20 protein-coding genes are annotated in these 24,118 nt (G+C 73.2%); 8 read left to right on the forward strand and 12 right to left on the reverse strand.

The annotated features are described in order from the left end of the window. Window positions 1-26: 26 nt before the first annotated feature. Both PKE99_RS29205 and PKE99_RS29210 read left to right on the forward strand, forming a co-directional pair. On the forward strand, window positions 27-1,604 hold the full coding sequence (locus PKE99_RS29205; protein ID WP_037051143.1) for a long-chain-fatty-acid--CoA ligase: 1,578 nt from the start codon (window positions 27-29) through the stop codon (window positions 1,602-1,604). A 46-nt stretch (window positions 1,605-1,650) separates the two neighbouring features. Beyond that, window positions 1,651-3,069 carry a pyridoxal phosphate-dependent decarboxylase family protein gene (locus PKE99_RS29210; RefSeq protein ID WP_037051145.1) on the forward strand — a complete coding sequence of 473 codons (1,419 nt, stop codon included), beginning with the start codon at window positions 1,651-1,653 and terminating at the stop codon, window positions 3,067-3,069. A 6-nt stretch (window positions 3,070-3,075) separates the two neighbouring features. Here the strand turns inward: PKE99_RS29210 and PKE99_RS29215 are convergent, their stop codons facing one another. Beyond that, the gene (locus PKE99_RS29215) at window positions 3,076-4,125 is read right to left on the reverse strand and encodes a M28 family peptidase (RefSeq protein ID WP_051738040.1); all 1,050 of its coding nucleotides are present in this window, start codon (window positions 4,123-4,125) and stop codon (window positions 3,076-3,078) included. A 124-nt stretch (window positions 4,126-4,249) separates the two neighbouring features. Continuing rightward, complete coding sequence (locus PKE99_RS29220; RefSeq protein ID WP_037051148.1) at window positions 4,250-4,852, reverse strand: cysteine hydrolase family protein; 603 nt, start codon at window positions 4,850-4,852, stop codon at window positions 4,250-4,252. Window positions 4,853-4,988: 136 nt separating this feature from the next. On the opposite strand from PKE99_RS29220, the gene PKE99_RS29225 reads away from it, so the two are divergent. From PKE99_RS29225 to PKE99_RS29235, 3 genes are all read left to right on the forward strand, one after another. Then, the gene (locus PKE99_RS29225; RefSeq protein ID WP_037051150.1) at window positions 4,989-6,671 is read left to right on the forward strand and encodes an ABC transporter transmembrane domain-containing protein; all 1,683 of its coding nucleotides are present in this window, start codon (window positions 4,989-4,991) and stop codon (window positions 6,669-6,671) included. Beyond that, on the forward strand, window positions 6,668-8,419 hold the full coding sequence (locus PKE99_RS29230; protein ID WP_037051152.1) for an ABC transporter ATP-binding protein: 1,752 nt from the start codon (window positions 6,668-6,670) through the stop codon (window positions 8,417-8,419). Before PKE99_RS29225 ends, PKE99_RS29230 begins: the two co-directional genes overlap by 4 nt. A 132-nt stretch (window positions 8,420-8,551) precedes the next feature. Continuing rightward, a complete protein-coding gene (locus PKE99_RS29235) occupies window positions 8,552-9,547 on the forward strand; it encodes an iron-siderophore ABC transporter substrate-binding protein (protein ID WP_051738041.1) in 996 nt (331 codons plus the stop codon). On the opposite strand, the gene PKE99_RS29240 is transcribed toward PKE99_RS29235, so the two are convergent. The 10 genes from PKE99_RS29240 to PKE99_RS29285 all read right to left on the reverse strand — a co-directional run bounded on the left by PKE99_RS29240 (window position 9,544) and on the right by PKE99_RS29285 (window position 20,339). Next, complete coding sequence (locus tag PKE99_RS29240) at window positions 9,544-10,926, reverse strand: lysine N(6)-hydroxylase/L-ornithine N(5)-oxygenase family protein (protein ID WP_081924585.1); 1,383 nt, start codon at window positions 10,924-10,926, stop codon at window positions 9,544-9,546. The genes PKE99_RS29235 and PKE99_RS29240 overlap by 4 nt on opposite strands. Before the next feature lie 285 nt (window positions 10,927-11,211). Beyond that, window positions 11,212-11,847 carry a hypothetical protein gene (locus PKE99_RS29245; protein ID WP_037051154.1) on the reverse strand — a complete coding sequence of 212 codons (636 nt, stop codon included), beginning with the start codon at window positions 11,845-11,847 and terminating at the stop codon, window positions 11,212-11,214. 320 nt (window positions 11,848-12,167) lie between these two features. Continuing rightward, window positions 12,168-12,791, reverse strand: coding sequence for a TetR/AcrR family transcriptional regulator (locus PKE99_RS29250; protein WP_037051157.1), 624 nt, complete (start codon window positions 12,789-12,791; stop codon window positions 12,168-12,170). A 16-nt stretch (window positions 12,792-12,807) separates the two neighbouring features. Further along, window positions 12,808-13,959, reverse strand: a complete 1,152-nt coding sequence (locus PKE99_RS29255) for an acyl-CoA dehydrogenase family protein (RefSeq protein ID WP_037051160.1) — start codon at window positions 13,957-13,959, stop codon at window positions 12,808-12,810. A gap of 12 nt (window positions 13,960-13,971) precedes the next feature. Then, window positions 13,972-14,733 carry a 3-hydroxyacyl-CoA dehydrogenase gene (locus tag PKE99_RS29260; RefSeq protein ID WP_037051161.1) on the reverse strand — a complete coding sequence of 254 codons (762 nt, stop codon included), beginning with the start codon at window positions 14,731-14,733 and terminating at the stop codon, window positions 13,972-13,974. Between the two features lie 80 nt (window positions 14,734-14,813). After that, complete coding sequence (locus PKE99_RS29265; protein WP_037051162.1) at window positions 14,814-15,962, reverse strand: thiolase family protein; 1,149 nt, start codon at window positions 15,960-15,962, stop codon at window positions 14,814-14,816. Window positions 15,963-16,611: 649 nt separating this feature from the next. Next, window positions 16,612-17,772 carry an ABC transporter substrate-binding protein gene (locus PKE99_RS29270; protein WP_037051167.1) on the reverse strand — a complete coding sequence of 387 codons (1,161 nt, stop codon included), beginning with the start codon at window positions 17,770-17,772 and terminating at the stop codon, window positions 16,612-16,614. Further along, a complete protein-coding gene (locus PKE99_RS29275) occupies window positions 17,769-18,602 on the reverse strand; it encodes an ABC transporter permease (protein WP_197040807.1) in 834 nt (277 codons plus the stop codon). Before PKE99_RS29275 ends, PKE99_RS29270 begins: the two co-directional genes overlap by 4 nt. 19 nt (window positions 18,603-18,621) lie before the next feature. Continuing rightward, window positions 18,622-19,467 carry an ABC transporter ATP-binding protein gene (locus PKE99_RS29280; RefSeq protein ID WP_037051170.1) on the reverse strand — a complete coding sequence of 282 codons (846 nt, stop codon included), beginning with the start codon at window positions 19,465-19,467 and terminating at the stop codon, window positions 18,622-18,624. Further along, window positions 19,464-20,339: an ABC transporter permease gene (locus PKE99_RS29285; protein ID WP_051738042.1), complete on the reverse strand. Its 876-nt coding sequence runs from the start codon at window positions 20,337-20,339 to the stop codon at window positions 19,464-19,466. Before PKE99_RS29285 ends, PKE99_RS29280 begins: the two co-directional genes overlap by 4 nt. A 244-nt stretch (window positions 20,340-20,583) precedes the next feature. On the opposite strand from PKE99_RS29285, the gene PKE99_RS29290 reads away from it, so the two are divergent. From PKE99_RS29290 to hydA, 3 genes are read left to right on the forward strand one after another with little or no spacing between them, the layout of a single operon-like run. Further along, complete coding sequence (locus PKE99_RS29290; RefSeq protein WP_037051174.1) at window positions 20,584-21,426, forward strand: nitrilase-related carbon-nitrogen hydrolase; 843 nt, start codon at window positions 20,584-20,586, stop codon at window positions 21,424-21,426. Beyond that, complete coding sequence (locus tag PKE99_RS29295) at window positions 21,423-22,724, forward strand: aspartate aminotransferase family protein (protein WP_037051176.1); 1,302 nt, start codon at window positions 21,423-21,425, stop codon at window positions 22,722-22,724. The genes PKE99_RS29290 and PKE99_RS29295 overlap by 4 nt, the downstream gene beginning before the upstream one ends. Then, window positions 22,721-24,112: a dihydropyrimidinase gene (gene hydA, locus PKE99_RS29300; RefSeq protein ID WP_037051179.1), complete on the forward strand. Its 1,392-nt coding sequence runs from the start codon at window positions 22,721-22,723 to the stop codon at window positions 24,110-24,112. The genes PKE99_RS29295 and hydA overlap by 4 nt, the downstream gene beginning before the upstream one ends. Window positions 24,113-24,118 lie beyond the last annotated feature (6 nt).

A 24,118-nucleotide genomic window follows, 5' to 3' on the forward strand; every position in this document is an offset into this window, starting at 1 on the left:
TCGCTCAATTGGGCAGGCTGTGCGGCATGACGACGCAGTCAGGCGCCATCGTCGGCCGTGGCATGAGCTTCAGCGACATCGTCGCGCGCTGGGCGCGCGTGACCCCCGAGACCGTGCTGTTCGTCGACGCCGGGGCCGGCGTCCGACGGACCTACGCCCAGTCGGACGACCGGATCACCCGGCTCGCGAACGCCCTCGCCGCCGGCGGGGTCACCCCCGGCGACCGGGTCGCGGTGCTGGGCCTGAACAGCGCCGACCTGCTCGAGGCCTACATCGCGCCGCTCCGCGCGGGCGCGATCTGCGTGCCGATCAACTTCCGGCTCGTCGCGGACGAGGTGGCGTACGCGCTCACGGACTCCGGTGCCGTCTCGGTGATCGTCGACGCGGGCCTGGCGCCCACGCTGGACAAGGCGCTGGAGAAGGCACCGGGCGTCCGCCAGGTGATCACGATCGGCGGGGACCTGGAGGACGTGCTCGCCGCGGCGTCGCCGGACTACGTCGAGCTGCCGAACTCGGACGACGACACCGCCTTCATCATGTACACGTCCGGCACCACCGGGCGGCCCAAGGGCGCGATGCTCAGCCACCGCAACCTGTACCTGCACTCGTTCTCCAACATCGCCCACCTCGGCGGCACCGGCCGGCACGGGGTGTCGATGTCCGCGGCGCCCCTGTTCCACATCGCCGGGGTCGCGGGCTCGCACATCGCGATCACCGCGGGCGGCACGGTCGTGATCCCGAAGTCGGGCAACTTCGACCCGGTCGAGACGCTGGACATCCTGGAGCGGGAGCAGGTCACCTCCTGCTTCTGCGTGCCGGCCCAGTGGGCGGCGATCTGCGCGGTGCCGGGCATCGCCGACCGCGACCTCTCGGCGCTGACCCGGATCTCCTGGGGCGCGGCGCCCGCGTCCACCACCCTGCTCCAGACGATGATCGACACCTTCCCCCAGGCCGAGGTCACCACGTCCTTCGGGCAGACCGAGTGCAGCCCGGTCACCACGCTGCTGCGCGGCGCGGACTCCATCCGCAAGATCGGCTCGGTCGGGACGCCGATGGCGAACGTCGAGGTCCGGGTCGTGGACGACGAGATGAACGACGTCGCGCCCGGCGAGATCGGCGAGATCGTCTACCGCGGCCCGCTGGTGATGAGCGGGTACTGGAACAAGCCCCAGGAGACCGCCGAGGCCTTCCGCGGCGGCTGGTTCCACTCCGGGGACCTCGTGCGCCAGGACGAGGACGGTTACTACTACGTGGTCGACCGCAAGAAGGACATGATCATCTCCGGCGGCGAGAACATCTACTGCGCCGAGGTGGAGAACGTGCTGGCCGGCCACCCGGGCATCGGGGACGTCGCGCTGATCGGGGTGCCGGACCCGAAGTGGGGCGAGACGCCGCTGGCCGTCGTCGTGCCCGCGGACCCGGCCGACCCGCCGACCGTCGAGTCCATCGAGGCCTACTGCAAGGAGCACCTCGCCGGGTACAAGCGGCCGCGCCGGGTCGCGATCGTCGAGGCCCTGCCCCGCAACCCCTCGGGCAAGGTCCTCAAGACCGCGCTGCGCGAGCAGAACCAGGCGGGCTCGCTGGTCTCCCAGCCCGCGGTGTGAGGCGCGTGAGTGGCGACGCTCGCCGCTCACGACCTAGGTTGCCGGGGTGCCCGATCTCGATCCGGAGGAGTTCCGCAGGCTCGGCCACGCGCTGGTCGACTGGGTGGCCGCGCACCGCGCCGGGCTGGCGGAGCTGCCGGTCCGGCCGGCGGTGCGGCCCGGGGAGATCCGCGCCGCGCTGCCCGCGGACCTGCCCGACAAGCCCGCCGACGACCTCGGCGTGGCGCTGACCGACCTGCTCGACGACGTCGTGGTCCCCGGGTCGCTGCACTGGCAGCACCCCGGGTTCTACGGCTACTTCCCCGCGCAGGCCTCGCTGCTGTCGCTGCTCGGTGACCTCGCCTCCGGCGGGCTCGGCGCGCAGGGGATGCTCTGGTCCACCTCGCCCGCCGGGACCGAGGTGGAGCAGGTGCTCGTCGACGGGTTCGCCCGGGCGCTCGGCCTCGGCGAGACGTTCACCTTCGCCGGCGGCGGGGGCGGGTCGTTGCAGGACTCGGCGTCGTCGGCGGCCCTGGTGGCGCTGCTCGCCGCGCTGCACCGGGCGTCGCCGGAGTGGCGGGAGACCGGCGTCGACGGCACCGAACGCGTCTACGTCACCGCGGAGACGCACTCGTCGCTGGCCAAAGCGGTGCGGGTGGCCGGGCTGGGGTCCCGGGCGTTGCGCACCGTGCCCTTCTCCCCCGGCACGCTCGCGATGTCCGCCGAGGCGCTGGGCGGGATGCTCGCCGAGGACCGGGCGGCGGGGCTGCGGCCGGTGCTGGTGTGCCCGACCGTCGGCACCACCGGCACCGGGGCGATCGACCCCGTGCGCGAGGTCTGCGAGGTCGCGGGCGGCGCGTGGGTGCACGTCGACGCGGCCTGGGCGGGCGTGGCCGCGCTCTGCCCGGAGTTCCGGCACGTGCTCGACGGCGCGGAGCTGGCCGACTCGGTCTGCACGGACGCGCACAAGTGGCTGGCCACGGCGTTCGACGCGTCGTTCCTGTGGGTCCGCGACGGCACCGCCCTGCCGGCGGCGCTGTCGATCACGCCGGAGTACCTGCGCAACGCCGCGACCGACTCCGGCGAGGTCGTCGACTACCGGGACTGGCAGGTGCCGCTCGGCCGCCGCTTCCGCGCGCTCAAGCTCTGGGCGGTGGTGCAGGGCGCGGGGCTCGAGGGGCTGCGGGAGGGGATCCGCGGGCACGTGGCGCTGGCGCAGGACCTGGCCGCGCGGGTCGAGGCGGACCCGCGGTTCTCCCTGGCCGCGCCGCCCTCGCTCGCCCTGGTCTGCCTGCACGTCCTCGGCCCCGACGGCGAGCCCGACGACGCCGCCGGCCGCGCCCTGCTCGAGCGCGTCAACGCCAGCGGGCGCGCCTTCCTCACCCACACCACGATCGACGGGCGCTACGCGATCCGCGTGGCGATCGGCGGCCTGGGCACGGGCCCGGAGCACCTCGACGTGCTGTGGGCCGAGCTGACCCGCTGATCCGGGTCAGGAGATCGTCTCCGGCGACGTCGCGAAGTGGGCGGCGGTGCCGGCGAGCGCGTGCAGGTAGCGGTCCAGCACCGTCCGGTTCACGTTCTCCAGCCGGTCGCAGGCCTGGTGGTAGCAGGGGTCGTAGACCTCGTCGGCCTGCCCGCCGTCGGTCCGGGCCTGCTCCTCGCTCTTCCTCCGGCGGTCGCCGTTCTCCGCTCCCGCCGAGGGGATGCCGGCGGCGACGAAGGGGGTCTCGTCGTCGCCGACGAACTTGATGCGTTCGACGTCCACCCCCGTGCTGCCCAGCTGGGCGGCGAGCACGTCGGCCACGGCCGCCGAGCCCGGGGGGCCGGCCTCCGAGACCTCGTCCCCCGTCCCGCCCTGCACGAAGTAGCCACCGTTCGGCGAGGCGATCATGTCCACGTTGAGGTACAGCATGATCTTCCCGCGCTCCTCGTCGGACAGGCTCGTCACGTAGCCCGTCGACCCCTGCGCCCCGGTCTCCTCCGAGCCCCAGAACCCGAACCGGACGACGTTGCGCACCGCCGGCGACGAGCCGAGCCGGGTCGCGATCTCCAGCAGCGCCGCCACCCCGGACCCGTCGTCGACGATGCCCGGCCCCTCCTTCACCGAGTCGAGGTGCGCGCCGATCATCACGACGTGGGCGGGATCGCCCGTACGCGTCTGCGCGACGACGTTCTGCGCCGTGGTCCGGCCGTCCTCGCCGCCGCGCCGCCGCGACAACGGGTAGTCCGGCGTCGCGACGTCGTACCCGGCGTCGCGCAGGACGCCGGTGACGTAGTCGACGCTCGCCACGTACCCGGGGCCGGGCGAGGCACGGTTGCCCCCGTTCCGGTCGGCGATCCCCTGGAGCTCCTGCAGGTGCACGACGGTTCCCGCGTCGGTCACCGCACCCTTGAGCTGCTGGGCCAGCTGCCCGTCGACGACCGGCACGGCCGGGCCCGGCGCCGGACCCGTGGCCGTGCACCCGGCCAGCACGGCGAGGACGACGACCGGCAGCACCCACCGCAGGCGCGTCCGGGTGCGGGGTCGGACCTGCGTCATGCGACCTCCTCGGCGAGGGCAGCGGCAGGCACGTCCCGGGACCGGAGCGGCCTGCGTACACGCATTCGGCGCCGGCCCCGGGATCGTTTCCCGCGATCCTGGGAGACCGCTGAGGACCGCAGGCCTAGTCCGGGATCTCCCGCTGGTCGGCCACGACCACCCCGAACAGGTCGGCGACCGCGGCGAGGCTCGCCGCCTGCAGCGCGGCGGCCGACACCTCCGGGCCCCCGCCGGTGCCCGGCAGCGCGCGGGTGGCGGTGGCGCCGCCGACCACGGTGGGCGCGTAGCCCAGGCTGAAGGCGCCGCGGGCGGTGGAGTTCACGCACATGTGCGTCATGAACCCGGCGAGCAGCAGCGGGCGGGCCGGGTGCTGCTTGAGCAGCGTGTCCAGCTCGGTGCCGGTGAAGGAGTTCGGGTAGTGCTTCACCACCGTCGCCTCGCCGGAGCGCGGCGCGACCCGGGCGACGATCGCGCCGATCTCCTCCCGCACGTCGTACGGCGTGCCGCGGCCGGCGTCGTGCTGGACGTGGACGATCGGGATGCCGGCGGCGCGGGCCCGGTCGAGCAGCTCCTCGGCCTGGTCGAGAGCCGCCTGCACGCCCTCGAGCTCCATCAGGCCGCGCGTGTAGGTGTTCTGGCAGTCGATCAGGACGAGCGTGGACGCGGACAGCGCGGGCGGGTCGGCGGGGAGGCCGCTCACCGCGCGCAGGGTCGTGAGGTCGGACATGATCTCCTCGCACGTCGACGGGCAGGAGCACCGACGCTACCCACGGCGGACGGGGCCGGAGAAGACCCGAACGGACAGTGCGTTGACGACCACCGGCACCCCGAGAGCGTCGGTGGGTGAGGTTAGCCTTCCCCACATGACGGGGGAGATCACCGGGCGGTCCGTCCGATGGGGAGCGATCCGGGCCGAACGGTGGCACGTGCTCGCGGCGGTGCTGCTGCTCTGCGGGCACCAGGCCGGCGAGGCGCTGGTCCCGGTCCTGGTCGGTGTCGTGATCGACCAGGGCGTCGCCGGCGGGGACCTGCGGGCGATGCTGTTGTGGCTGCTCGTGCTGGGCCTCGACTTCCTCTTCCTGTCGAACTGCTACCGCTTCGGCGCGCGCCGGGCCAGGCACGCCGAGCGGCACACCGACCGCCGGTTGCGGCTGCGGATCGCCGACCGGGTGCTGGACCCGCGCGGCGGCGCCGAGTCCGGGCGGCTCCCGGGTGCGCTGGCGAGCGTGGCCACCTCGGACACCCAGCGGGTCGCCGGGCTCGGGTTCGGGCTGCCGCTGCTCCTGGCGCAGGGCACCGCGCTCGTGGTCGCCGCCGTCGCGCTGCTGCGGATCTCGCTCCCGCTCGGGCTGCTGATCCTGCTCGGCACGCCGCCGCTGCTCCTGCTGCTGCACCTGCTGGGCCGCCCCCTGGAGAAGCGGAGCGGGCCCGAGCAGGAGCGGGCCGCCCAGGCGTCGGGCGTCGCCGCGGACCTCGTGGCGGGCATCCGCGTGCTGAAGGGCATCGGCGCGGGGCCGGCCGCGGTGCACCGCTACACCGGCACCAGCCGCGCGGCCCTGCGCGCGACCCTGCGGGCCACCGGTTCGCAGGCGTGGTTCCAGGGCGCGGTCCTGCTGCTCAACGGCCTGTTCCTCGCCCTGGTCGCGCTCGTCGGCGGACGTCTCGCGCTGGCCGGCGAGCTCAGCGTCGGCGGGCTGGTCGCCGCCGTCGGGCTCGCGCAGTTCCTCGTCGGGCCGCTGGAGACGATCGGCTTCGTCAACGCCCGGCTCGCGCAGGCGCGCGCCTCGTCGGAGCGGATCGCCGAGGTGCTGTCGGCGCCGCCGGCCGTCGCGCCCGGCGACCGCCCCGTCCCCGAGGACTCCCCCGGCGCGCTCACCGTGCGCGGCCTGCGCGCGGGGCCGCTGACCGGGCTGGACCTCGACGTCCCGGCCGGAGAGCTGGTCGGGGTCGTCGCCGATCCGGCGGCCGCCACCGCGCTCCTGGCCGCGCTGGCCCGCGAGACCGATCCCGAGGAGGGCAGCGTGGAGCTCGACCGGGTCCCGCTCGGTGCGTACCCGCCGGAGCAGGCCCGCGCGGTGGTGCTGGTCGCGGCGCACGAGGCGGCGCTGTTCGCCGGGACCGTCGCCGACAACGTCCGGGCCGGCGGGCCGGGCGACCCGGCCGCCGCGCTGGCCGCCGCGGGTGCCGACCAGGTCGTCGAGAGCCTGCCCGAGGGCGCGGACACCGCGGTCACCGAGCAGGGCCGGTCGTTGTCCGGCGGGCAGCGGCAGCGGGTCGCGCTGGCCCGGGCGCTGGTCGCCGACGCCCCGGTGCTGGTGCTGCACGACCCGACCACTGCGGTCGACACGGTCACCGAGGCGCGGATCGCCGAGGGGCTGCGGCTGCTGCGCGCGGGCCGGACCACCCTGCTGCTCACCACGAGCCCGACGCTGCTCGCGGTGGCCGATCGCGTCGTCGTCGTCGACGAGGGACGGGTGCGGGCCGAGGGCACGCACGCCGACCTGCTCGCCGGCGACCCCGCCTACCGCGGCCTGGTGCTCGCGTGAGCACACGCCGACTGCTCCCCGTCGCCGACGGCCGCGCGGTCCGGGCCGCGATCGGCGAGCTGGCCCGGCCGCACCGCGGACGGGCCGTCGCCGCCGTGCTCGCGCTGGTCGCCGGGGCGGCGGCGAGCCTGGTCACCGCTCCCCTGCTGGGCAGGATCGTCGACCTCGTGGTCGGCGGTGGCGAGCCGGCAGCCCTCACGGCGCCGGTGCTGCTGCTGGTCGTGGTCGCGATCGTGCAGGGCGTCCTGGCCGTGCTGGGCCTGCGGCTGCTCGCCCGGGTCGGCGAGACCATGCTGGCCACGCTGCGCGAGCGGTTCGTCGCCCGCGCGCTGGAGCTGCCGCTCGGCCGGCTCGAGGAGGCCGGCTCGGGCGACCTCACCGCGCGGGTCACCACGGACGTCACGACGGTCGGCGAGGCGGTCCGCGAGGCCGTGCCCGAGTTCGCGCGGGCGGCGCTGATCATCCTGCTCACCCTCGTGGGCCTGGCCGCGCTGGACTGGCGCTTCCTCGTCGGCGCGCTGCTCGCCGTGCCGATCCAGGTGTGGACCGCGCGCTGGTACCTCGGCCGCTCGCAGAAGGTCTACGCGGCCGAGCGGATCGCCGGGGGTGCGCAGCAGCAGGAGCTGCTCGACACCGTCGGCGGGATCGGGACCGTGCGCGCCTTCCGGCTGCACGACCGCCGCGCCGTGCGGATCCGCGAGCGCGCGGGTGAGGTCGTCGAGCTCAACCGCCGGGTGGTCGTCCTGCAGACCCGGTTCTTCGGCCGGCTCAACGCCGCCGAGTTCGTCGGGGTCGCGGGCGTGCTCGGGGCGGGCTTCCTGCTGGTGGGCTCGGGCGGGGCCACGGTCGGCGCGGCGAGTGCGGCCGCGTTGTACTTCATCAACCTGTTCGGGCCGGTCAACCAGGTCCTCTTCCTGCTCGACGTCGCCCAGTCCGCGGCGGCGAGCCTGGCCCGGATCGTCGGCGTCGCCTCGCTGGACCCGGAGACCGAGCCCGAGCAGCCGGGCGTCCCAATCGACGGCGGGGTGCGCGCCAAGGAGCTCGAGCACGCCTACGTCGAGGGGCACCCGGTGCTGCACGGCGTGGACCTCGACGTCCCGGCCGGGACCCGGGTCGCGCTGGTCGGGGCGTCGGGCGCGGGCAAGACCACGCTGGCGTCGATCCTCGCCGGGGTGCACGAGCCGACCCGCGGGGCGGTCGACCTCGGCGGCGTGCCGCTCGCCGAGCTCGGCCCGGCCGGCGTCCGGGGCACGATCGCGCTGATCACGCAGGAGGTGCACGTGTTCGCCGGGCCGCTGGCCGAGGACCTGCGGCTCGCCCGGCCCGGCGCGTCCGACGCCGAGCTGCGCGCCGCGCTCGCCACGGTCGACGCCCTGAGCTGGGCGGAGACCCTCCCCGACGGTCTCGACACCGTGGTCGGGGCGGGGGCGCACGCGCTCACCGCGGTGCAGGCCCAGCAGCTCGCGCTGGCCCGGCTCGTGCTGGCCGACCCGCCGGTCGCCATCCTCGACGAGGCCACCGCCGAGGCGGGCAGCGCCGGTTCCCGGGTCCTCGAGGCGGCGGCCGAGCGGGCGCTGGCCGGGCGCACGGCGATCACCGTGGCCCACCGGCTCACCCAGGCCGCCGGGGCGGACCACGTCGTGGTGCTCGACGGCGGCCGGATCGTCGAGCAGGGCACCCACGAGGCGCTCGTCGCCGCGGACGGCGTGTACGCGCGGCTGTGGGCGGCGTGGGCGGAGCGGCACTGATCGACAGGACCGACCCCGGGCGGCGGCACGGGCAGCACTGCGCGACACGAATCGGGCACGCCGCCTGAATTGACACGATCAGTTGGTTAGGCAAACCTCACCGGGATCGTGATCGTCGTTGGAAGGACCCAGATGTCGCACGTCCCCCGCCCCGGCCGCCGCGCCGGGCGCACCGCCCTGCGGGCGCTCGCCGCGGCCGCCCTGACCGCCCTCGTGGCCGCCGCCTGTTCCAGCCCCTCGCAGGCCCCCTCGTCCGGCGCGCCCGAGACGTCGGCCGCGGCGCAGAACGCCTTCCCGGTGACCTTGAAGCACGCCTACGGCGAGACGACGATCCCGGCCGAGCCGACGCGCGTCGTCACCATCGGCTTCAACGAGGGCGACTTCGCGCTCGCCCTGGGCGTGGTGCCGCTGGCCGAGCGGGAGTTCTTCGGCGGCTTCGACTGGCAGAACCGGCCCTGGGCCGCCGCGGCGAAGAACGGTGCCCGGCCCGTGCCGCTGGCGTCGAGCGAGCTGCCGCTCGAGACGATCGCGAGCCTCCGGCCCGACCTGATCCTCGGGGTGTACTCGTTCATCGACCAGCCGACCTACGAGCGGCTGTCGACGATCGCCCCGACCGTCGCCCAGCCGACGGCCAACGGTGAGGGTGCCGCCGCCACCTGGCAGGAGCAGACCCGGATCACCGGGCAGGCGCTCGGCCGCAGCGACCGGGCCGAGCAGGTGATCGCCGAGACCGAGCAGAAGCTGAAGGACGCCGCCGCGCCGTCGTTCGCCGGCAGGACGCTGGCCATGGACTTCATGGTCGACGGCACCCCGTACAAGCTGGGGACGGACGACCTGCGCGCCCAGCTGTTCACGGGGCTGGGCTTCACCGTCCCGGCCACCACCGAGACGCTCAGCCCGGAGACGCTCGGCCCGCTCGACCAGGACGTGATCGTGTCGATGGGCCGCACGCAGGAGCAGTACGACTCGCCGGTGTTCCAGAACCTCAACGCCGTGCAGCAGGGCCGGGTCGTGAACATGGGCGGCTACACCACCCCGTTCGCCGGCGCGCTGGGCTACTCCAGCCCGTTGAGCCTGCCGTACGCGGCGGACGAGGTCTCCCCGCAGCTGGCCGAGGTCCTCGGCTAGGCAGTCTCCCAGGCCGGCAGCCGGGCCGGGGCGGGGGTGGTCGCGCCGGCCAGCGCCGCCGCGATCTCCCCCGCCCGCACCGCGACCGTGGAGAGCAGGGTCGAGGTGATGCCGTGGGTGTGCTCGGTCGCGCCCTGCACGAACAGCCCGACGTCGACGGGCCTGCCCTGCGGGGTCGCGCCCGTGGTCAGCCGGTAGTCGCGGCGGACCTCGGGGCGGCCGGCGTCGTCGCGGGTGCACGCGGCGGCGAGGGCGGGGTCGAGCAGCCACAAGGGGTCCGTGGGCCGGTACCCCGTGGCGTAGACGACGACGTCCGCGGTCAGCACGTCCCGCGCCCCGTCGATCAGCGACTCCACCGCGAGCTCGACCCGCTCGCCGGTGTCGACCACGTCGGCCACCCGGGACACGTTGTGGAAGCGCAGCCGCTCCCGCCCCGCGACCCGCTCGTGGTAGTGCCGCCGGTACAGCTCGGTGATCAGGTCCGGGTCGACCACGGAGTAGTTCGTGTTCGCGTGATAACCCATGATCATCTTCTTGACGGGGTCGGGCGCGGCGTAGAAGTCGTCGACCGCCGCCGGGTCGAAGATCCGGTTGGCGAACGAGCTGTCGTCCGCCGGGCTGTAGCCGTAGCGGGCGAACACCGCGTGCACCTCGGCGTCCGGGTAGGTCCGGTGCAGGTAGTCCACGGTCTCGGCGGCGCTCTGCCCGGCGCCCACCACCGCACAGCGCGCGGCGGTGCGCAGCTGCGGAGCCAGGTGGAGCAGGTCGCGGTTGTGCCAGACCCGCGGCCCGAGCGTGACCCCGCGCGGGACGTTCGGCGTGAGTCCGGGGGCCAGCACGACGTTGCGCGCCCGGATCCGCACCGGCCCGCTGTCGGAGCGGAAGCCGACCACCTCGGCGAGCTCGACGGTCCCCTCACCCTCCACCGGCACGACCTCCGTGACCTCGGCGCCGTACTCGACCACGTTGGCGAACCGCGCGGCCGCCCACTCCAGGTAGTCGTGGAACTCCAGCCGGGTCGGGAACGCGCTGCCGTAGTTGATGAAGTCGACGAGCCGGTCCCGGTCGTGCAGGTAGGCGAGGAAGGTGAACGGGCTGGCCGGGTTCCGCAGCGTGACCAGGTCCTTGAGATACGAGATCTGCATCGTCGCGTCCTCGAGGAGCATCCCGCGGTGCCAGCCGAACCGCTCCTGCCGCTCGACGAACCGGTAGCTCAGCCGCTCGTCCGGCGGCGCCGCGGCGTTGCGCTCGGCCAGCGCGACCGCCAGCGCCAGGTTGGACGGCCCGAACCCGATCCCGAGGACGTCGACCACCTCCACGCCGTCGGCCGCCCGCTCGGCGCGCGGGTGGTCGGGGGTGTTCGTGGGCGCGACGGTCATCGTGTCCTCTCGGTGCCCGGCGTCAGGCACGGTCGGCAAGCCTCTCTTTACTCAGGGCAGGCTAACTTTCCGATCTCCGGGACTCACGGCTCCGGGTGGGTGATCCGGATCCCGCGTCGCCACGCTCCGTCGCCGTCGGACCGGAAACCGCTGGTCCGGCCGTGGACAGCGGTCTCCGGGGGCCGGCCCGCCCGAGCGCCCACCGCCGAGCACTCGGGCGGACCGGCCGGAGCCCCGCCCGGGACCGTCGCGCAGGACCCGGGCGGAGCGTTCCCGGGCGGGCCCTCAGCCCTGCACGATCCCGGAGTTCGACGCGTCCGCCTGGGCGATCGACTGCTGCGTCGACCCCGAGAGGATGCCGCCGATGTTGATCGCCGGGCTCACGTCCAGGTCCAGCCCGAGCAGGCCGCCCTGCTGCGAGGCGAACCCGCCGGCACCCGGCCCGTCCTGCAGGATCCCGGAGTTGGACCGGTCGACCTGGCTGATCGACTGGCTCACCGGGCCGCCGCCGATGCCGCCGACGTTCACGCCCGGGCTCACGTCGAGCGCCGCGTCCACGAGGTCCCTGCTCTGGAATGCGGAGCCTGCGTAGCCGACCATCGATTCCGCGCCGGGGTTCGTGCAGCCACCGCCTGACTGCACGATCCCCGAGTTGGCCTGGTCGGCCTGGACGACCTGCTGCGTGGTGGGCCCGTTGCCCAGCACGCCGCCGACGTTCAGGCCCGGGTTCACGCCGCCGTCGAGCCCGAGCAGCCCGCCGTCCTGGGTCGCGACCGGACCGGCGCCGTCGCAGTCGTGCCCGTGCCCGTGTCCGTGCCCGCCCGACTCGCCCGCGAACGCCATCCCGGACGCCGCCAGGGCGAACGGGAGGGCCAGTGCCCCGACCGTCGCCGTCCGACGAACGGTGGTGCGCATCTGCATGGAGGTCTCCCCTCTCAGGTTTCTCATGACCACCCGTCCGGTACGACAAAGGGGTTGCTCTGCGTGACCGATCGGGATGTCGAGAAGCTAGCGAGGTCCCTTCCGGACGGTCACCAGAGGGTGGCTGAGAGGTCACTGAGGCGAGTCATAACGATGTTATACACGCGTTCAACTGTCAACCAGCTCGACCCTGCGTGATCAGGTGAGTGCGTGCTGACCACGCTCAGTGAGATCCCGCGACGTTACGGCTCCGCTGCGAGAAGTCGGATTCCCCACGAAGAAGCAACCCGGGCGGGCGACGGTGCGTCCGAGATGTGGCGTCAGGTGGTCAGCAACGTCCTGACCAGGTCCTTCCACTGCGCCACCAGCGGATCGGTGGTGTGGTCGCGCGGATCGAAGGCGTAGGTCAGGGCGGCTCCGCGCATGCTCGTGAGCAGGATGTCGCGGAGCTGGCGGAAGCGCGGGTGCCCGGCGAGCTCCTCGCCGAACATGCGCGCCATCGACTCGCGGATCGCGGACCCCAGCCCGCGCTCGGTCGGGCGCAGCGCCCCGGCGATGTCCGGGTTGGACCGCGCGGCCGTCCACAGCTCGATCGCGGCCCAGAAGTGGGGCTCGGAGAAGCTCTCCCACAGCAGCTCCACGACCCGGTCGGCCCGCCGGCGGACGTCCCGGGTGCCCTCCTCGTCGAGCAGGCGCGTCAGGCGGTCCTCGGTGTCCTGCACGCGCTTGGCGGCGAGGTGCCCGGCGGCGGCGACCAGCAGCAGGTCGCGGGAGGGGAAGTGGTGCAGCAGGCGTCCGCGGGAGACGCCCGCGCCGGCCTGGATGGTGAGGGTGGTGGCGCCGGAGTAGCCGCCCTCGACGAGGGCGGCCACCGCGGCGTCCAGGATCCGGGCGCGGCTGTCGCTCGTGCGCTGCGCCCGGGTCCTGGGTTCGGTGCCCGTCATGAGGTCACAGGCGAGGTCACAGGCCGAGGGAACGGCCGATGACCTCCTTCATGATCTCGGTGGTGCCGCCGTAGATGCGGGTGATCCGGGCGTCCGCGTACGCCTTCGCGATGGGGTACTCGTTCATGTACCCGTAGCCGCCGTGCAACTGCAGGCAGCGGTCGACGACCCGGCCCTGCAGCTCGGTGCACCAGTACTTGGCCTTGCTGGCGTCGACCGCGGTGAGGTCGTCCGCGTTGAGCGCGCGGATGCAGTCGTCGACGTAGTGCCAGGCCAGCTCGACCTCCGTGGCGATCTCGGCGAGCACGAACTTGGAGTTCTGGAACGAGCCGATCGGCTGGCCGAAGGCCTTGCGCTCCTTGACGTACTCCAGGGTCCAGTTCAGCGCGGCCTCCGCGGCCGCGACGCCCGCGACGGCGATCGACAGCCGCTCCTGCGGCAGCTTGGTGACCAGCTGCGTGAAGCCCTGCCCCTCCGACTCGCCCAGCAGGTTCGCGACCGGGACCCGGACGTCGGTGAACGACAGCTCCGCGGTGTCCTGGGCGTGCTGGCCGAGCTTGTCGAGGTTGCGGCCGCGCTCGAAGCCCTCCATCCCGCGCTCGAGCACGAGCAGGGACATGCCCTTGTGCTTCTGCGACGGGTCGGTCTTCACCGCGGTGATCACCACATCGGCGTTGATCCCGTTGGTGATGAAGGTCTTCGCCCCGTTGACGACGTAGTGGTCGCCCTCGCGGCGAGCCGTCGTCGACATCGACGCGAGGTCGGAGCCGATGCCCGGCTCGGTCATCGCGATCGCGGTGATCAGGTCACCGGACACGATGCCGGGGAGCCAGCGCTTCTTCTGCTCCTCGTTCGCGTAGGTGAGGAAGTACGGCATGCAGATGTCGTTGTGCAGCGTCAGGCCGAGGCCCGAGCCGCCGCACCCGGCGCGCATGAGCTCCTCGATGACCACGGCGTTGAAGCGGAAGTCCTTGACCCCGCCGCCGCCGTACTCCTCGGGCACGTCCATGCCGAGGAAGCCGTTCTTCCCCGCCTTCGCGAACACCTCCCGCGGGACGATGCTGTCCCGGTTCCACTGCTCGTCGTGGGGGGCGATCTCGACCTCGACGAACTTCCGGAACGACTCCCGGAAGGCCTCGTGGTCGCTGTCGTAGAGGGTGCGCTTCATGTCGGGAACTCCCTACCGCGGGGCCATGCGGATGGCGCCGTCGAGGCGGATGACCTCGCCGTTGAGCATCGGGTTCGCCACGATGTGCGCGGCGAGCAGACCGTACTCGCTCGGCTTACCCAGCCGGGCCGGGTGCGGCACCTGCTTGCCCAGCGACTCCTTGGCCTCCTCGGGCAGGCCGCCCAGCAGCGGGGTCTCGAACAGCCCCGGCGCGATGGTGTTGACCCGGATCTGCGCGCTCGCGAGGTCGCGGGCGATCGGCAGCGTCATGCCGACGACACCGCCCTTCGACGCCGAGTAGGCCGCCTGGCCGATCTGGCCCTCGAAGGCCGCGACCGAGGCCGTGTTGATGATGACGCCGCGCTCGCCGTCGACCGGGTCGGTCTGCGCGATGCGCTCGGCGGCCAGCCGGATCACGTTGAACGTGCCGATCAGGTTGACCGTGACGACCTTGGTGAAGGCGTCGAGCGGGAACGCGCCCTGCTTGCCGACGGTCTTGATCGCGTTGCCGATGCCGGCGCAGTTGACCGCGACGCGCAGCGTGCCCAGCTCGGCGGCGACGTCGAGCGCCGCGGTGACCTGTGCCTCGTCGGTCACGTCGGCCGCGACGAACCGGGCCTTCTCGCCCAGCTTCTCGGCGATCTCGGCGCCCTGCGACGACGGCAGGTCGACGATCACGACCGACGCGCCGGCGTCGAGCAGGGTCTCGGCGGTGGCGAGGCCGAGACCGGAGGCCCCGCCGGTGACGAGCGCGACCTGTCCGGTGATGTCCATGGGGTGAGGAACCTCCAGCTCGGTGGGGGAAGTGACGAGGGCGCGGCACCGGTCGGCGCCGCGCCCTCGACGAATGGGGGTCAGAGCAGCTCGAGGATGGTGGCGTTGGCCTGGCCGCCGCCCTCGCACATCGTCTGCAGGCCGTAGCGGATCCCGTTGTCGCGCATGTGGTGGACCAGCGTGGTCATGATCCGCGCGCCGGAGCCGCCCAGCGGGTGGCCCAGGGCGATCGCACCGCCGTTGGGGTTGAGCGCCTTGACGTCCGCGCCCTCGATGTCCGCCAGCCACGCCATCGGCACCGGGGCGAACGCCTCGTTGACCTCGAAGGCGCCGATCTCGTCGATCTTGAGGCCGGACTTCGCGAGCGCCTTCTGGGTGGCCGGGATCGGCGCGGTCAGCATGATGACCGGGTCGGCACCGGCGAGGACGGCGGTGTGTACCCGGGCGATCGGGGTGAGGCCGAGCTCCGCGGCCTTCTCCGACGTGGTCATCAGCAGCGCGGCCGAGCCGTCCGAGATCTGGGAGGCGTTGCCGGCGTGGATCACGCCGTCCTCCTTGAAGACCGTCTTCAGCTTGGCCAGGCCCTCGACCGAGCCGCCGGGGCGGATGCCCTCGTCCTGGCTGATCACGGTGCCGTCGGGCAGCGTGACCGGGGCGATCTGGCTCTCGAACCGGCCCGAGGACTGGGCGGCGGCGGCCTTCTCGTGGCTGCCGATCGCGAACTCGTCGAGCTGGGTGCGGGAGAAGCCCCACTGCTCGGCGATCATCTCGGCGCCGATGCCCTGGTTCGGGAAGACACCGTCGTAGCGGGCGAGGAACTTCTCGCCGAACGGGTTCTGGCCGTTGGACGAGGAGCCCATCGGCACCCGGGACATCGACTCGACGCCACCGGCCACGACGACGTCGTACTGGCCCGCGATCAGGCCGGCGGCCGCGAAGTGCACGGACTGCTGCGAGGACCCGCACTGGCGGTCCACGGTCACGCCGGTGACGGTCTCCGGGAACCCGGCCGCGAGCGCGGCGGTGCGGCCGATGTCCATGGTCTGCTCGCCGACCTGGGACACACAGCCCCAGATGACGTCCTCGATCACGGCGGGGTCGACGCCCGACCGCTCGGCCAGCGAGGTCAGGACGTGCGCCGACAGGTCGGCGGGGTGGATGCCGGACAGGCCGCCGTTGCGCTTGCCGACGGGGGTGCGCACGGCTTCGACGATGACTGCATCACGCACGGTCGAGCTCCTTGTCTCGCGGGTGAGGTCGCAGCGGACTGCTGCCGACGGTGCCCGCGCGGAGCGCCGTCGCCTTCCCCGCACCGTAGCAGCGAAACAGTCAGTTCTGACCGCCCGGAGGTGTGGCGTACAGAACACTCGTTCAGATCGCCTGGTCAGTGCAGTCTGCGAGAACGCCGAGGGCCGGCGGACGGGGTGTGTGAGGCGTTGCGCGGCAGCTCCGGGCAGCGCTTCGCTCGACTACGAGCGGAGGTCGGCGGCGAGTCGGCCGGGGCAGTGCGACAGGCGCGTCTCGTCTCGGTGATCGCCGAAGGTGTGCGCGCAGGGCTCCTTGACCCGCCACCACTGCACGGAAGCGCTAGTTACGGCACCAGCCGCGCCGCACGACTGTGCCGACAGCACCTGATGATCGCCACTGGTGTGCACGTGCGGCTGGTCGAGCTGTCCCCGCTGCACGCAGTCGCCGATCATGTGTGGAGAGGCTTTGATCAACCCGCGCGCTGCCGGAACTCGCGACTCGCGCTGCCGGAACTCGCGACTCGCGCTACCGGAACTCGCGACTCGCGGACAGCAGCTCCGGGAGGCCGCGAGGCGCCCGGGCCGCTCGCCCGGGCGCCCCGTCTCAGCGGATCGTCGTTGCAGCCGGCGGTCAGTTGCCGCCGGGGTTGAGGGTGACGGTCTCGGGCTGGTAGCTCGTGCCCACGACGTCGACCCCCTCGCCCTTGAGCATGTCGATCGCCTTGGTCACGTAGTCGTTGCTGTAGGCCTCGGGGTCGGGGTCCTTGGTGAGCACGGTCTGGCCGTCGGCGTTGACCGCGGTACGGGCGACGTTCACCGTCTGCGCCCAGGCCGCCGGGTCGATCGTGCCGGCGCCCGCGGCGGGCGAGGGCCAGATCAGCTTGTTGACCTCGTTGACCTGCCACAGCTGGTGGCTGGCGCCGAGCTTCGACCCGGCCTTGACCACGATGTCGCGGCAGGCGGCGACGTTGTCCCGGCAGTACGCCCAGCCCTTGATCGACGCCGCGACGAAGCGCACCGTCCGGTCCTGGTAGGCGGGGTCGGAGAGCTTGTCGGTGCTCGCCCAGATCGCGTCCTGCAGCATCGCGGTGCCGTCGGTGTTCCAGTCGACGACCGTGAAGTCCGACGGCTGGTACAGCTGCCCCGTCGCCGGGTTCTGCGCCTCGAGGACCTGCGCGTACTCGTTGTAGGACATGGCCTGCGCCGCGTCGATCTCGCCCGAGAGCAGCGCCTGCATGTCGAACTGCTGCTGCACGAGCGTCACGTCGGAGGGCTTGAGGCCGGCCTTGGTCATGCCCGCGAACAGCTCGAACTCGTTGCCGAAACCCCAGTTGCCGATCTTCTTCCCGGCGAACTGCCCGGGCTGGGTGATGCCCTTGTCCGCGAACGCCACCTGCCGGGTGCCGGAGCGCTGGAAGATCTGCGCGACGTCCGTGATCGCGGCGCCCTGCTCCCGCGAGGCGAGGGCCTTGGGCACCCAGGCGATCGCATAGTCCGCCTGGCCCTGCGCCAGCACCGTCTGCGGGACGATGTCGACACCGCCTTCCTTGATCCGGACGTCGAGCCCCTTCTCCCGGTAGTAGCCCTGGTCGATCGCGGCCAGGTAGCCCGCGAACTGGCCCTGGGTGAACCACTGCAGCTGCAGGGTCACCGGCTGCAGACCGCCGGCCGCGGTGGTGGCGCCACCGGAGGCCTGCTGGCCGGCGGGCGTGGTGGAACAGGCGGCGAGCACGACGGCCGCGGCGGCGCCGATCGCCGCCAGGGCCGTGCGGCCGAAACGGGGTCTCTTCACGAGGCACCTCCGGGGCGGTTGCGGGTCACGAGCCGCTCGGCGAGCAGCCCGGCGAGGAAGAAGAGCAGCCCCAGGACGATCGAGGCGGCGACGAAGGCCCACGCGCGGGCGTAGGCGGTGTTGGCGGCGGCCGCGGAGATCCGGCTGCCCAGCCCGTTCTGCAGGCCGCCGAAGTACTCCGCGACGATCGCGGCGATCACGGCGGCGGGTGCGGCGAGCCGCAGGCCGGTCATCACGTACGGGATCGCCCCGGGCAACCGCACGAACCGGGTGTACTGACGGCGGGTGGCCGCCAGGGCGACCATCAGCTCGTCGTGCACCGGGCGGACCTGGCGGAGCCCGCGCGCGGTCGACACGTACACCGGCACCACGACGACGACCATCACGACGAGCCGCCGCGGGATCTCGGTGGTGGAGCCGAACATCGTGGTGAACACCGGCGCCAGCGCGACGATCGGGATGGCGCTCGCCGCCAGCACCACCGGCGTGACCAGGTCCGACACCACCCGAACGCCGGCGGCGAGGATCGCGAGCAGCACCCCGAGGACGAACCCGAGGACCAGCCCGACCAGCGCGTTCCCGCCGGTGACGGCCGCGGTCTCGAGGAGCACCGGGAACTGCGCGCCGATCTGCTCGGCGATCGCGGTCGGCGCGGGCAGCAGGAAGGCCGGCAGCCCGCCGACCGTCACGACCAGCTGCCAGACCACCAGGACCGCGGCCCCGAAGACCACCGGCGCGACGATCACCGAGACGCCGCGGAACCGGCGGCCCGGCCCGGCCACCGCACCGACGCCACCCGCGGCGGCCGCACCCCCGACCGGCGCGCTCACAGCGCGCTCGATTCCGCGCTCATTCCGCGTGCCCCTCGGTCGCGGCGCCCTTGCGCAGCGCCTCCCGCACCGCGGTGACCGCCTCGAAGAACGCGGCGGTCTCGCGGACGTCCTCCACGGTGTCGGGGACGAGGTCGTCCCCGGCCACCGGCGGACGGCGCCCGGCGACGATCTCGGTGATCCGCCCCGGCCGCGGCGACATCACCACGACCCGGTCCGAGAGCACGACGGCCTCGGGGATCGAGTGCGTCACGAACAGCACCGCGGCGCCGGTCTCCCCGGCGATCCGCAGCAGCTCGGCCTGCATCCGCTCGCGGGTCATCTCGTCGAGGGCGCCGAACGGCTCGTCCATCAGCAGCAGCCCCGGGCTCGGCGCGAGCGCCCGCGCGATCGCGACCCGCTGCTGCATGCCGCCGGACAGCTCGGCCGGCCGGGCCCCCGCGAACTCCGCGAGCCCGACGAGCTCGAGCAGCTCCACCGCCCGGCGCCGCCGCTCCGCCCTGCCGACCCCGTGGACCTGCAGCGGCAGCTCGACGTTCTCGGCGACCGTCCGCCAGTCCAGCAGGCCGGCCTGCTGGAACGCGATGCCGTAGCGCTGGTCGAGCCGGGCCTGCCGGGCGCTCGTGCCGGCGACGGCCACGGTCCCGGCGGTCGGCTCCACCAGGTCCGCGACCACCCGCAGCAACGTGGACTTGCCGCAGCCGGACGGGCCGATCAGCGAGACGAACTCCCCCGCGGCGACCGTCAGGTCGACACCCGCGAGGGCCCGCACGACGCCGAAGGTCTTGTCCACCCCCTGCAGCTCGACGGCGCTGATCCCCGCGTTCCCCGCGGCGTTCGTCTCCGCATTCCTTTCCGTGCTCACGCGACGCTCCCCCGGTACCGCCGCAGCGCCAGCTCCAGCAGCCCGACCGCGCCCGCGGCCACCAGGCCCAGGACGGCCGCACCGAGGATGGCGGCGTACATCTGCGAGGGGTCGCCCGTGGCGGACTGCGCGTACTCGATGATCAACCGTCCGATCCCGCCGCGGGTGCCGGTGGAGATCTCCGCGACGATCGCGCCGACGACCGCGGCGGCCGCCGCCAGGCGCACGGCCGGGACCAGGTGCGGCACCGACGCGGGCAGCCGGAGCCGCACCAGCGTCGTCCACCAGCCCGCGGCCAGGCTGCGGAACATCTCGACGTCCGCCTCCCGCGGCGAGGTCAGCCCCCGCAGCATGCCGACCGAGATCGGGAAGAAGGCGAGGTAGGAGGAGATCACCATGACGCTGGCCCACGGCTCCCACGCCCAGCCCCCGATCGCGATCTTGCCGCCCCATCCCGCGACCAGCGGCGCGATCGCGATCAGCGGGACGGTCTGCGAGGCGATCACGTAGGGCAGCACCGCCTTCTCGGCGACGGCGAACCGCTGCATGAGCACCGCGAGCAGCACCCCGGCGATCCCGCCGAGGACCAGCCCGCCCAGCGCGAGCCCGAGGGTGAACAGCGCGCCCGAGGCGATCGCCGCCCCGACCGCGCGCGGCTCCGCGGCGCCCGCGACCTCCGGGGCGCCCAGCCGGGCCAGCACCGTCCACACATGCGGCATCGCGGCGTCGTCGGTCCGGGGCAGGATCCGGGTGCCGCCGACCGTCACGCCGGCGTCGGGCAGGACGAGCTTGGCCAGCTCCCACAGCACGACCAGCAGGACGAACGCGGCGACGGCCGACGCCGCGCTGCGCAGCCTCCGCGTGCTCCCCATGGTGCCCCCCTCGCTCGCCCGGTGATCCGGACGAAGGCGAATCCTGAGAGGTTGGCATGACGGCGGCGTTACCGACAGGTTCCCACTGCCTCCAACCGGTCTCCCGCGGTCACGACTCGGCAACGGGGTGACAGCACGCGCACCGGACGTGACGATCACGCGTCGCGGCACCGATGCCCCTTGCGCGGGCGGGCGTCGCGGCAGCAAGGTGACCGCCTCACGTTCCGCGCGAAGGGGGGCTTCGATGTCGCGAACCGTCCGGGCGGCGATCCTGCAGGCCAAGTGGACCGGCGACACCGCGTCCATGGTCGACGTGCACGAGTCGTACGCCCGTGCCGCCGCCGAGCAGGGCGCCCAGGTCATGGGCTTCCAGGAGGTCTTCAACGCCCCGTACTTCTGCCAGGTGCAGGAGTCCGAGCACTACCGCTGGGCCGAGCCCGTGCCGGACGGGCCGACCGTGCAGCGCATGCAGGCGCTCGCCCGGGAGACCGGGATGGTGCTCGTGGTGCCGGTCTTCGAGATCGAGAGCGCCGGGAACTACTACAACACCGCCGCCGTGATCGACGCCGACGGCACCGTGCTCGGCAAGTACCGCAAGCACCACATCCCGCAGGTCAAGGGCTTCTGGGAGAAGTACTACTTCAAGCCCGGCAATCTCGGCTGGCCGGTGTTCGACACCGCGGTCGGCAAGGTCGGCGTGTACATCTGCTACGACCGGCACTTCCCCGAGGGCTGGCGCGCGCTCGGCCTCGCGGGCGCCGAGATCGTGTTCAACCCCAGCGCCACGAGCCGCGGGCTCTCGGCCTACCTCTGGCAGCTCGAGCAGCCGGCCGCCGCCGTGGCCAACGAGTACTTCGTCGCCGCGATCAACCGGGTGGGCGTGGAGGAGTACGGGGACAACGACTTCTACGGCACCAGCTACTTCGTCGACCCCCGCGGGCAGTTCGTCGGCGACGTCGCGTCCGGCACGGAGGAGGAGCTGCTCGTCCGGGACCTCGACCTGGACATGATCGAGGAGGTCCGGCAGCTGTGGGCCTTCTACCGCGACCGCCGGCCCGACGCGTACGGCCCGCTGGTGGAGTCATGAGCGAGCTCTACGACCGCACCCGCGCGGTCCTGCCGAGCTGGCTCGCGCTCTACTACGCCGAGCCGATCGAGCTCGACCACGGCTCCGGCCGGCACGTCTGGGACGCGGACGGGAACCGCTACCTGGACTTCTTCGGCGGCATCCTCACCACGATGACCGAGCACGCGCTCCCCGCGGTCACCGAGGCCGTCGCCGCGCAGGCCGCGAAGATCGTCCACTCGTCCACGCTGTACCTGAACCGGCCCATGGTGGAGCTGTGCGAGGAGATCGCCGAGGTCAGCGGCATCCCCGACGCGAAGGTCTTCCTCACCACCAGCGGCACGGAGGCCAACGACGCCGCGCTGCTGCTGGCCAGCTCCCGCAACGGGGCGAACCAGATCCTGGCGCTGCGCAACAGCTACCACGGCCGGTCCTTCTCGACGATCGGGATCACCGGCAACAGCGCCTGGTCGCCGACCTCGCTCTCGCCCTTCCAGACCTACTACGTCCACGGTGGACAGCGGTACCGGTCGCCCTTCGCGCACCTGTCCGACGAGGACTTCGTCGAGGCCTGCGTCGCGGACCTGGAGGACGTGCTCGACCAGACGGACGGGCGGGTGGCGGCGCTGATCGCCGAGCCGATCCAGGGCGTCGGCGGCTTCACCTCGGGGCCCGACGGCGTGCTGGGCGCGTTCGCGGAGGTGCTCCGGGCGAGGAACATCCTCTGGATCTCCGACGAGGTGCAGACCGGCTGGGGCCGGACCGGCGAGCACTTCTGGGGCTGGCAGGCGCATGGGGCCACGCCGGACATCGTCACCTTCGCCAAGGGCGTCGGGAACGGGCTGTCGATGGGTGGCGTGATCGCCCCGGCGTCGATCATGGACAACCTGCCGGCGAACTCGATCTCCACCTTCGGCGGCAGCCCGATCACCTCGGCGGGCGCGCTGGCGAACCTGCGCCACCTGCGCGAGCACGACCTGCAGGCCAACGCGGCGAAGGTCGGCCCGATCCTGCTCGACGGGCTGAAGGCGGCCCGGGTGCCGGTCGTCGGCGACGTCCGTGGCAAGGGCCTGATGATCGGCGTCGAGCTGGTCGAGCCGGGCTCCGGAACGCCCGGCCGCCCCGCGCCGGCGCTCGCCACCGTGGTGCTGGAGGGCTGCCGGGAGCGCGGGCTGCTGGTCGGCAAGGGCGGCCTGCACGGCAACGTCCTGCGCATCGCTCCCCCGCTGTCGCTCACCGCCGACGAGGCCGAGGAGGGGCTGGCGATCCTGGTCGACGCGCTCGAGGCGGCGGTTCCGGCGAAGGGAGGCCCGTCGTGAGCACCCTGGCGATCCGCGGCGGCACGGTGATCACCGCGGCCGACGAGGTGGTGGCCGACGTCCTCGTCGACGGCGAGAAGGTCGTCGCGCTGGCCGCGCCCGGCGCGCTGGACTTCCGCGCCGACACCGAGCTCGACGCGGCGGGCCGGTACGTGATCCCGGGCGGGGTCGACGCGCACACGCACATGGAGATGCCCTTCGGCGGGACCTTCGCCGCGGACACCTTCGAGACCGGCACGCGCGCCGCGGCGTGGGGCGGCACGACCACGATCATCGACTTCCCGATCCAGTCGGTCGGGCGGTCGCTGCGCGAGGGCCTCGACGCCTGGCACGAGAAGGCCGCCGGGAAGTGCGCGATCGACTACGGCTTCCACATGATCCTGGCCGACGTCACCGAGTCCTCGCTCAAGGAGATGGAGGTGCTCGTCGGCGAGGGCGTGAGCAGCTTCAAGCTGTTCATGGCCTATCCCGGCGTCTTCTACTCCGACGACGGCAAGATCCTTCGTGCCATGCAGAAGGCCGGCGAGACCGGTGGCCTGATCATGATGCACGCCGAGAACGGGATCGCCATCGACGTGCTGGCCGAGCAGGCGCTCGCGCGCGGGCAGACCGACCCGCGGTACCACGGCGACGTCCGGCACGCGCTGCTCGAGGCCGAGGCGACCTACCGCGCGATCCAGCTCGCCCGCGTCGCCGGCGCCCCGCTCTACGTGGTGCACCTGTCGGCGCAGCAGGCGCTCGCGGAGATCGCGCACGCGCGGGAGAGCGGCGTGAACGCGTTCGCCGAGACCTGCCCGCAGTACCTGTTCCTGTCCACGGACGACCTGGCGCGCCCGGACTTCGAGGGCGCCAAGTACGTCTGCTCGACGCCGCTGCGCCCGGCCGAGCACCAGGCCGCGCTGTGGCGGGGGCTGCGCAACGACGACCTGTCGGTGGTCTCCACCGACCACTGCCCCTTCTGCTTCAAGGGGCAGAAGGAGCTGGGGCGCGGGAACTTCACGAAGATCCCGAACGGGCTCCCGGGCGTCGAGACCCGGATGGACCTGCTGCACCAGGGCGTCGTCGACGGGCACATCTCGCGGCGGCGGTGGATCGAGCTGGCGTGCGCCACGCCGGCGCGGATGTTCGGCCTCTACCCGCGCAAGGGCACCATCGCGCCCGGGTCGGACGCCGACATCGTGATCTACGACCCCACCGCGGAGCACACGCACTCGGCGGCCACGCACCACATGGCCGTCGACTACTCCTGCTACGAGGGCCGGACCACCACCGGCAAGGTCGAGACGGTGCTCTCCCGCGGCAAGGTGATCATCGCGGGCGGCGAGTACCTCGGACAGCCCGGGCACGGGACGTTCCTGCCCCGCGACACCTGCCAGTACCTGCGCTGATCGGAG

Origin of the sequence: Pseudonocardia halophobica (genome assembly GCF_027922425.1) — a bacterium.
GTDB lineage: Bacteria > Actinomycetota > Actinomycetes > Mycobacteriales > Pseudonocardiaceae > Pseudonocardia > Pseudonocardia halophobica.